This is a genomic window from Zooshikella ganghwensis DSM 15267, assembly GCF_000428585.1.
GTDB lineage: Bacteria > Pseudomonadota > Gammaproteobacteria > Pseudomonadales > Zooshikellaceae > Zooshikella > Zooshikella ganghwensis.
Genome location: NZ_AUAF01000165.1, coordinates 1 through 9,023, shown reverse-complemented (window position 1 = coordinate 9,023; position 9,023 = coordinate 1). Strand labels below are relative to the sequence as shown.

The 9,023-nt window shown below is 41.5% G+C and carries 10 protein-coding genes; all 10 read left to right on the top strand.

The window, feature by feature from the left end:
- Window positions 1-356 precede the first annotated feature (356 nt).
- On the top strand, window positions 357-1,958 hold the full coding sequence (locus F607_RS0122255; RefSeq protein ID WP_027709837.1) for a DUF3987 domain-containing protein: 1,602 nt from the start codon (window positions 357-359) through the stop codon (window positions 1,956-1,958).
- A 345-nt stretch (window positions 1,959-2,303) separates the two neighbouring features.
- Window positions 2,304-2,705 carry a RusA family crossover junction endodeoxyribonuclease gene (locus F607_RS31165; protein WP_051311739.1) on the top strand — a complete coding sequence of 134 codons (402 nt, stop codon included), beginning with the start codon at window positions 2,304-2,306 and terminating at the stop codon, window positions 2,703-2,705.
- A 14-nt stretch (window positions 2,706-2,719) separates the two neighbouring features.
- Window positions 2,720-3,349, top strand: a complete 630-nt coding sequence (locus F607_RS0122240; protein ID WP_027709835.1) for a hypothetical protein — start codon at window positions 2,720-2,722, stop codon at window positions 3,347-3,349.
- A gap of 47 nt (window positions 3,350-3,396) precedes the next feature.
- Window positions 3,397-3,717: a hypothetical protein gene (locus F607_RS0122235; protein ID WP_027709834.1), complete on the top strand. Its 321-nt coding sequence runs from the start codon at window positions 3,397-3,399 to the stop codon at window positions 3,715-3,717.
- 253 nt (window positions 3,718-3,970) lie between these two features.
- Complete coding sequence (locus F607_RS0122230) at window positions 3,971-5,413, top strand: SIR2 family protein (RefSeq protein WP_027709833.1); 1,443 nt, start codon at window positions 3,971-3,973, stop codon at window positions 5,411-5,413.
- A 9-nt stretch (window positions 5,414-5,422) separates the two neighbouring features.
- A complete protein-coding gene (locus tag F607_RS0122225) occupies window positions 5,423-5,914 on the top strand; it encodes a TIR domain-containing protein (protein WP_027709832.1) in 492 nt (163 codons plus the stop codon).
- Window positions 5,915-6,049: 135 nt separating this feature from the next.
- Window positions 6,050-6,958, top strand: coding sequence for a hypothetical protein (locus tag F607_RS0122220; RefSeq protein WP_027709831.1), 909 nt, complete (start codon window positions 6,050-6,052; stop codon window positions 6,956-6,958).
- Window positions 6,959-7,206: 248 nt separating this feature from the next.
- The gene (locus F607_RS0122215) at window positions 7,207-7,665 is read left to right on the top strand and encodes a macro domain-containing protein (RefSeq protein ID WP_027709830.1); all 459 of its coding nucleotides are present in this window, start codon (window positions 7,207-7,209) and stop codon (window positions 7,663-7,665) included.
- Window positions 7,666-8,040: 375 nt separating this feature from the next.
- A complete protein-coding gene (locus tag F607_RS0122205) occupies window positions 8,041-8,517 on the top strand; it encodes a hypothetical protein (RefSeq protein WP_027709828.1) in 477 nt (158 codons plus the stop codon).
- Window positions 8,518-8,587: 70 nt separating this feature from the next.
- Window positions 8,588-9,023: helix-turn-helix domain-containing protein (locus F607_RS0122200; RefSeq protein WP_027709827.1), on the top strand; the 436-nt coding region annotated here is incomplete at its 3' end.

Here is a 9,023-nt window from a genome sequence, read left to right as displayed (position 1 = left end):
GAAGGTGAGTTTTTGCTGAAGCCATAAACAGAGATCCAACACGCCTATGACGAGGTTTTTATGGTCCTGACTTAATGATGAGGCCGTAATAGCCTGCTGGAGATCCTGATAGGCTTCAGGCGATAAGGTTTCAATCTTTGGTTGCTTCATACAACTAATAAACGGCTATTCGTGAAATGAATGCAGCGTACTAAACAGACAGAGAACTGAGTAAGAAGACATTAGCGGTATGGCTTGTACGTTATTTACTGCAGCACACGATTGCAGAGGGGGTACAAGCCATTCAGCAATTTAATGGACGGCATGTCATTAACCAGGCCAAGGTTGATTCCACAAAAGCCAAGCCTGCCACTGAAGTGAAGGGTAACTTAGGTTTTAGCACAGCCGATTACCAGCCGAAGGCCAGTGGTGAGGCTGTGAGTGAAGGCTCACGTAACCAATCTGCTGTGTCATTAACAGGTCAATATATCGCCTCAGGCATGGACCTGCGCACCATAAAACAGATGTTGGATACCTGGAACGCTGGCAACAGTCCACCATTAAATTCCAGTGAGTTAAATACCTGTATTGCCAGTACGGTGATGACTCACTTACGTAAGCATCCTCATGATGTGATTCCTGTCCAGCCCGCTCCACCTGAACCTTCCAAGGCGAGTAACCTATCACTACCCGACAGTGGCGGCATGCCAGGCCATTTATACGACATACCCGGTGTACTGGGCGAAGTCGTGCAGTTTGCTAATCAGACCGCACGACGAAAACAGCCTGCACTCGCCGTACAAAGTGCGCTAGCGCTGGGTAGTGTAGTGTGCGGGCGTTATTACAAAACCGATAAGGGAAATTTTTCCTCGCTGTACTTTTTGAACATTGCCAAGTCAGCCAGTGGTAAAGAGCATTGCAAAGATGTCGTTGAACAGGTTTTAGAAGCGTCAGGTTATGGGCGACTTATTTCCGGTTCGGGTTATACGTCATCCGGTGCCTTGTTCAGCGAACTGCTCCATGAACCGAACCATATCAGCATCATTGATGAGTTTGGTAAGTACTTGGAAGGCAGTCAGCACAAAATGAATCCGCATAAAGCGGAGGCGATTACCCGACTGGTCGAGGCCTGGAGCAAGTGTGGGTCTTCACTTTACCCACCAGTGTACTCAACCATGGGTATGAGTAAGCAAGCTGCAGAAGAGATGCGCAAGCGGTGTATTAAGCATCCCGCGTTAACGCTTTTAGCACTGACGACACCGGGTACCTTTTATGGTGCACTGTCACCGGAATTAGTGAAAGACGGTTTCCTCGGACGCTTTATTGTCATGGAAAGCCAATTAAAACGACAGGTGTCGAGTGATCCTGGATTAATCGAGGTACCTGAGAACATTACCAAGTGGGTGGCGACCATTCGGGAGAACTTGGCCGGTAACTTAACCAGCCATATGCCCCCAGAAAATAAGCCCGCACAGAATATTCTCGTGTTCGAGGAGTCCGCGCTCCAGCGATTAAAAGCGCTTGACCAGGAAATCATTCAGAAGATGGATGAGCTGGAACAATTCGGTATCGAAGTACTGCTGGGGCGCACCCGAGAAAAGGCCATGCGGATTGCGTTAATTCTGGCCCTGTCGGTCGATCCGTTTGCGGAGACGATTACACGACAGGTGACGGATTGGGCTATTGATTATGTTCGCTATCACGATTATTATATGGTAGATACCGTAGTGAACCGTGTAGGCGGTTCCTCCTTTGAAACTCAATTGAAAGAATGCGTTCATGAAATTGAGAAGGCAAAGGAACGCGGTCTCACCCTCTATGAAATTGGTCGTAATCCTAGTTTCTCTAAGATGCGTGGTAAAGAGCGCAAGGAGATATTAGACGACATCTGTTCCAGAGGGCATGCCCGATTAATCCAGGTGGCTAAACCAACCGGTGGACGTCCGAGGATGGCTTATGTGCATGCCAATTTCTGCTGAGGCCACGGATCAAGGGGTTTTCACAAGTTTTCACGAGTTTTCACATGAACTCATGTTAAAATTACTCCTTGATTTTATTAGAAAAAATGGCCTTTTCACATTTTCACAAGAATTCCTAAAGTCCCCTAGAAAGACCCCAGAAAAAAGCCAGGGGGGGTACTTTTTATGTGAAAATGTGAAAACTATTATTTATATATATTTTATTATTTTTTTTATTTATATATTAAACACTTACAGAAGTATTAGTTTTCACAAATATACATGTGAAAACTCTGTGATAATTTGTGAAAACCCCCGCCTAGACCTCTTCCTTGAAACAAATCTGTCACATACTACGAGTGCCTTATGAATCAAGCCTACGCCATTACACCCAACACCAAGCCCCGTATGACCCGAGCAGACAAATGGAAACAGCGACCCTGTGTCATGCAGTACCGTATGTACAAAGATGCACTACGGGCGTTGTCTATTGAACTGCCTGAGAGCGGCTACCATCTCATTTTCGTGTTACCCATGCCCAAGTCATGGTCGAAGAAAAAACGGGCGGAGATGCGAGGACAGCCTCACCAATCGACACCAGATAAGGACAATCTAGAAAAAGGTTTACTGGATGCTTTGTTCGTGGACGATGCCCATATCTGGGATGGACGCGTCAGTAAGTATTGGGGTGACGAGGGGCAGATCATCGTGAAACGGATTCCAACCTACGACACGTTAGACGAAGCGTTGAACTCGACGATTCACTGAGGGGAGGGGATTAGATGGCCAATGGTAATGTGCAAATGGCTACAACTGACGCCTATCAGCCTACAGAACAAAAAAATGGACCTAACCTGATGTTACCCTGGCGTTCAGCCAAAATAGCCTGGCATGAAGCGTTTATGAGTATGAGGGCTAAGCCTTTGGTTCAGTGCGAGGGGAATGGCTCGGTTGATAACCTGGACCAAATTGGCCGGAGTTTAGAAAAGGGCATTGTCCAGGATGCCGTGGCGAAGTTGCCTAAGCCCATTCGGGAATGGGGAATGTATTGCTACGCTCCAGATCATGCTAAAACGGAAACGTATAAGTCACGTGTAGCCGATCGACTGTATGCCATGTTAGTGGAACAATTGGATGATACATACCTCAAGAGTCGTATTCGATGTATACGGCTAGTGACGATGTGCAATATTGCGATTGAGGAACGCAAACACCAACAATGGACCTGTGAGTTTTATTCAGATTACAAAAGGGCACAACTGTTGGGTGTTCATCACCAAAACTTTCAGCGGGATTATGGGCTGTTGTATGGCACGATGCAGGAAGTATTGAGTGGGTATTGTGGGAGAGCGTTGGGTGGTGTTGCTGGGTTACTGGATGAGCCGGCGAACAACCTCATTAAAGTGACGTAATGTTTTACGTCAGAATGACGTTCATTAATTGTTAAACTAAAAAAAATATGGCATACGATCTGATAGTAGGTAAATCATCTCTCGTTAAACACCAACCTGACATTGTTGGTAGTATTGAGTTTGAGTTGTATCCGGTAATAACCGCGCTACAAAATAAATTTGGCTTTAATATTTTTACTCAATTGTGTGATCAGTTTACTGATCATACCTTTGATCAGACAGAGCTTAATCAGGCAAAAATGGACCTATATAAAGCAATGTTGTCTAAAGACATTTCTGCTCAAGAACAAAATTTAATTTATAAGCTTATTGCTGTGATCAGTTATGCTATCGATGTTAACCAGTCATTGCATGGAGTTGCTGACTAACATGCAACAAACTTTTAACAAGGATATTATAGGGACATTGTTTACTCCGCTGTGCTTTGGGGTGGTTGTGCGACGACTTTACCCTAAAATGGAAAGTTGTATGGAACTATGCAGGAAGTGTTGAGTGGGTATTGTGGGAGAGCGTTGGGTGAGTCAATAAATAAAGTGACGTGGTATATTACGTCAGAGTGACGTGCATTAATAGTTATGTGCTCATTGCTGGAAGTGAAAATATTGGCTAGGAAGCAGGAAAATGGCTTTTGATCGAGAAATTGAAATCTTTATACGAGATTACGTAAAAGATTTGAACGAAGGGACTGCGGCGATTTTTGCTGGTGCAGGTATGTCCATCCCTGCTGGGTTCGTCAATTGGCAAGAGTTGATGAGCGAAATTGCATTTGATTTGGGGTTAGATGTTAATGTTGAATCTGATCTTGTTTCACTCGCGCAGTTTCATGTAAATGAAAACAGAACCAAGTCAAAAGTCTGCCGGAAAATATTGGAGGAGTTTGTTGGAGAAACTGAGGAAACTGATAACCATAGAATTTTAGCGAGACTTCCTATTTCATCTGTATGGACAACAAATTACGATGAACTAATTGAGAAAGCATTCCTAGCAGAGGGTAAAGTTCCAGATACAAAGCACAATATCAAACAACTGCTTAGTAACAAACCGAAAAGAGACGTCGTAATATTTAAAATGCATGGAGATGTTTCTTGTTCGGCTGAGGCAATAATAACTAAAGAGCAATATGAGCAATATCACCAGACACACGAGCCATTTATCAACGCTCTCACAGGTGAACTTACAACAAAAACATTCCTATTCTTAGGTTTTAGCTTTACAGACCCGAATCTTGATTATGTACTAAGTCGGCTTAATTTCCGATACTCTGAAGATAAAAAACAGCATTACTGTATAACTAAGCGTACAGTTCTTGGCGATTGCAACAATCCGGATAAAGCAACATTTGACTACAACAGCAGAAAGCAAGAGCTGATTATAAATGACCTAAAAAGGTATGGAATAAAAACACTACTTGTCAGTGACTACAAAGAAATAACTGAAATACTGAGTGAGATTGAGTCTCGCTTTAAAAAGAGAACAATCTTTATTTCTGGTAGTGCAGAAGTTTACGAGCCTTATGAAAAACAGGAGTCAATTGAGTTTATTCATAAGTTATCTCGTGCCTTGATAGAAAGTAATTACAGGATTGTTAATGGATTCGGCTGGGGAGTTGGCAGCTCGGTTATTAATGGAGCTTTAGAAGCGATATATTCAAAGCCGCTAAAATACTCAGACTCTCAATTAATATTAAGACCGTTTCCACAATTCAAGACTGGAAAAAAAGACCTTTCTGAGTTGTGGGATGAATATCGACATAAAATGATCTCGTTGTCTGGAATTTCAATATTTATCTTCGGTAACAAGAACAGTGATGGAGAAGTTGTTATTGCTGGAGGGGTAATCCGCGAGTTTGAAATTTCACATTCTTTGGGAAATATCTGTATACCCGTGGCATCGACAAGACACGCCGCCCAAGAAATATATGAAAAGATTTTGCCTTCTATTGGTGAGTATTATCAAGACCAAAATATGGCAAAAAAATATTTAAATAGATTGTCTGATGCAGAAGTTTCCCTAGATGAAAAAGTCAAAGATCTAATTGACTTTATTTCTGATTTAACAAAATAAGGAGTTATTATGACTAGAAAAGCATTTTATAGTTTTCATTACGCAAATGATAACTGGAGAGCTTCGACAGTAAGAAATATTGGTTCAGTTGAAGGTAACCAGCCTGCAAGCGATAACGATTGGGAAGAAGTAAAAAAAGGCGGTGATAGCGCCATTCAAAAATGGATTGATGACCAAATGACGGGTAAATCCTGCGTTATTGTGCTAGTTGGGGAGAAAACAGCGGGTAGGAAATGGATTAAATATGAAATCAAGAAAGCATGGGAGTCTGGGAAAGGTGTTCTTGGAATTCAGATTCACAAGCTAAAGAATAGTTCTGGTGAACAGGGTAGTGAAGGCAGAAATCCATTTGACGATTTCGAAATTGATGAGAAAAAACTATCTAGTGTCGTAAAGCTGAAAAAACCTACACAGTCCAACAGTCAAGGAGTCTACAAGTATATTAGTGAGAACATCGCTAACTGGATAGAAGAAGCTATTGATATTAGAAATTCCTACTAATGCACATAACAAGCAAAGGCAGCGGGTGCTTCGCACCACTGCTTTGAGCATTATGTTTGCCCCATATACAGCAAAGTCTTGAAAGAGTCGCTTTCAGTTCCCATATATAAGAGAATTTGTCAATGGAAGGTGTATATGGCTAAAGGTATAAAAATGTTTTGCGCGTATAAACGTGGATTTGAGACGGCTACGGTAAAAAATATTCAAGAGCTATCGAGAGCTGATAATGGAAGTTTGTTTTGTGAAGATCCGCGTTGTAGAACTCGTGTTGAATATAATTCCGGTCATACCCGACATGCAACTAATACTGTCGTTCCACCATATTTAAAATTGGCTAAAGATTGCTGTCATGCATCAGAATGTATGAATTCGATTTCAGGTGCAGTAAAGGTTTTTGTTGATGACTCCCGAGATGTGGAGAATGTTCCTGATATCTTTGAAGATATGCAAGATGGTTCCTTTACATTTAGGCTAAACCTTCTAGAACAAACTAGAACACAGCTAAATAAATTATCGGATAAGATGGCGACTGAACCGGAGAGCTCATCTTTAGGGAAAGAATTTGTTGAAACTAAGCAAAGACTTGCCTCTTATTGTAAATCTGCAGCTGGAATATCCAGAGTGCGTAGCCTGATCCAAGATAGAAGTGATGTGAAAGAATTTGAGTCATTGGTCAAGATTCAGTACAAAGATAGGTTGGTAATGTGGAAAGATTTCTTTTATGACGATGAAAGATACCATGTCCTATACAATCGATTATCTCGTGGTCGAATCGAGTATCCTATTGCAATTCGAGTAACAGTGAAGCAAGTCAAAAGCTCCAAAGTCGAACAATATCCAGTTTCAATTCAATGCTATGCAGAAACTGAGGAGCAAAGCTCTTACATCCCATGGATTAATTTACATCAAGACCTTAAAGACTTAGAGCTGAGTTCTGGTCAGTCGTACATAGTTTTAGGACATGTAAGTCATTCAGAAAAAGATAGGTTCAAAAACCTCAAATTTGCCATCAATAACAGGCAGCAGATTGTCAGAGAAAGCTAAACACAATCGGGTAAGAGCTGGTATCTACCCAGCTCTCCCCACACCACCCTGTTGCGGAACCATTTTAAAATCCTGTCTTGTAACAGATCGTAGCCTTGTGACGTCGATTCCTTAGCCCCTCATGGCTTTAGCCTACAATAGTGACCAGTTATTGATTGTAAGGCGAAGTCATGAAATTGGGTACAATTGTAGTGTATTATTAACTCGCAGCTTTTGTGTGAATCGAAACTTTTCCCTAGAGGGTAGTCATGAAAGAAACGAGTGGTGACCTTATTCAGTTGGCCATGCAAGGTGTGTTTGATGTTATTATTCATGGTTGTAACTGTCAGTGCCAGATGGGTAAAGGCATTGCGTTAACGATAAAAAATGTGTTCCCTGAAGCTTATGCGGCGGATTGTAAAACAGAAAAAGGTGCACGAGAGAAGCTGGGAACGTACTCATTCACTGAAGTAGAAAAAAACGGGCATCGTTTTACTATTGTCAATGCTTATACTCAGTTTCATTGGCGAGGAGCTGGTGTTAAAGCGGATTATGAGGCGATTCGGAAAGTAATGAGTACAGTTAAGCAGCAATTTTCAGGGCTGAGAATTGGCTACCCGCTCATTGGTGCTGGTTTGGCGGGTGGTGATTGGGATGTAATCGCACAGATTATTGACCAAGAGCTTGAAGGTGAGGATCATACTTTGGTTAGGTTCACCCCAGTTTAGGCGATAGATGTTGACTATTTTGAAACGAACATTATACATCACAGCTATAACGTTCTTAATACCGATTGTACTGGGGCTGGTTTATAAGTTTGGAGCTTTTGGGTCAATAGGTCCATTAGTTTTGTTCTATTCTTTAGGAAGCCTTTTACTTTTCGTCACTATTTATGTCGAGCTGTTTTTATATAGATATAAGGTTTGGCTCTCAGTGCTATTAGGAATAATCGTTGGTTTAGTCTTATCGACTCTTTTACTCAATTATTTTATGATGCTCACTTTTTTAATTGGGATAAAAGACTATGATGCTATGTGAATATATGTAGCGATTACTCTAATACGTTAAAAAATAAATGTGCTGCTATTTTTTGAGGGGCTACAGTGGAAAGAAATATTTTAGAAATAGCCATACGTGTTGGAGCGCTTGTTCTTTTATTTACAATGCTACAGTCGATACCTAGTTTTTATCCATACTTAATTGAAAATGAAAAGATCAAGGTTGCTAATGTAATATTCAATCTAATTCCGTTTATCGTAGGGGTTAGTCTTGCTTTACTCATGTGGTTTTTTCCTAACGCGCTTTTGAAGTATATGTCTGCAGGGCAGCTTAAAGAATTCAACGCTAGCGCTAGCCTTGAAACAGGGCTTGTAGCATGTGTGGGTTTGTTTGTGGTTATTTATGCTCTTGCTGACCTCGCTTACCACTTTGTTTTTTATAAGCTGTATATGGCTGAAGCGGGTGGCTATGGTGATATCCCTGCAGCAAATAAAGCAAACATTTTTGCGACTGTTGTTGAGTTGGTGCTAGGCTGCATTTTAATGCTAAGAGCTAAATTAATTAGCCGCAGTTTCGGATAATAAGTGCAATTGGCATTAGAGAAGCCAGCTGATAGAGTTTGCGCTTCTCCCGACCAAGAGATGAAGCACTGTGAACTACAATCAGCTGACTGAGCATGAACGATACCAGATTTATTCGCTTTTAAAAGCAGGATTAAATCAAAAAGAAATTGCTAAGAACTTGGAACGAAATCCATCAACCATCTCTCGTGAGTTGATGCGTAATAAAGGACTTCGAGGATATCGTCCCAAACAGGCACAGCAGCTGTCAGATGACAGACGATCATCAGCTTATAAAGCACGGAAAGTATCCGATGAAATACACGTCAAAATTGTAAAACTGATTCGCCAGGAGCTAAGTCCACAGCAAGTTGTAGGCTATTTAAAAAAACATGAAAACACCTCGTTACACCACGAGACGGTTTATCAACGAGTGTATGAAGATAAACAAGAAGGTGGTGATCTATATACGCACCTTAGAATCGTTCCAAAGCCCTATCGTAAGCGCTATGGCCATTATGACAAGC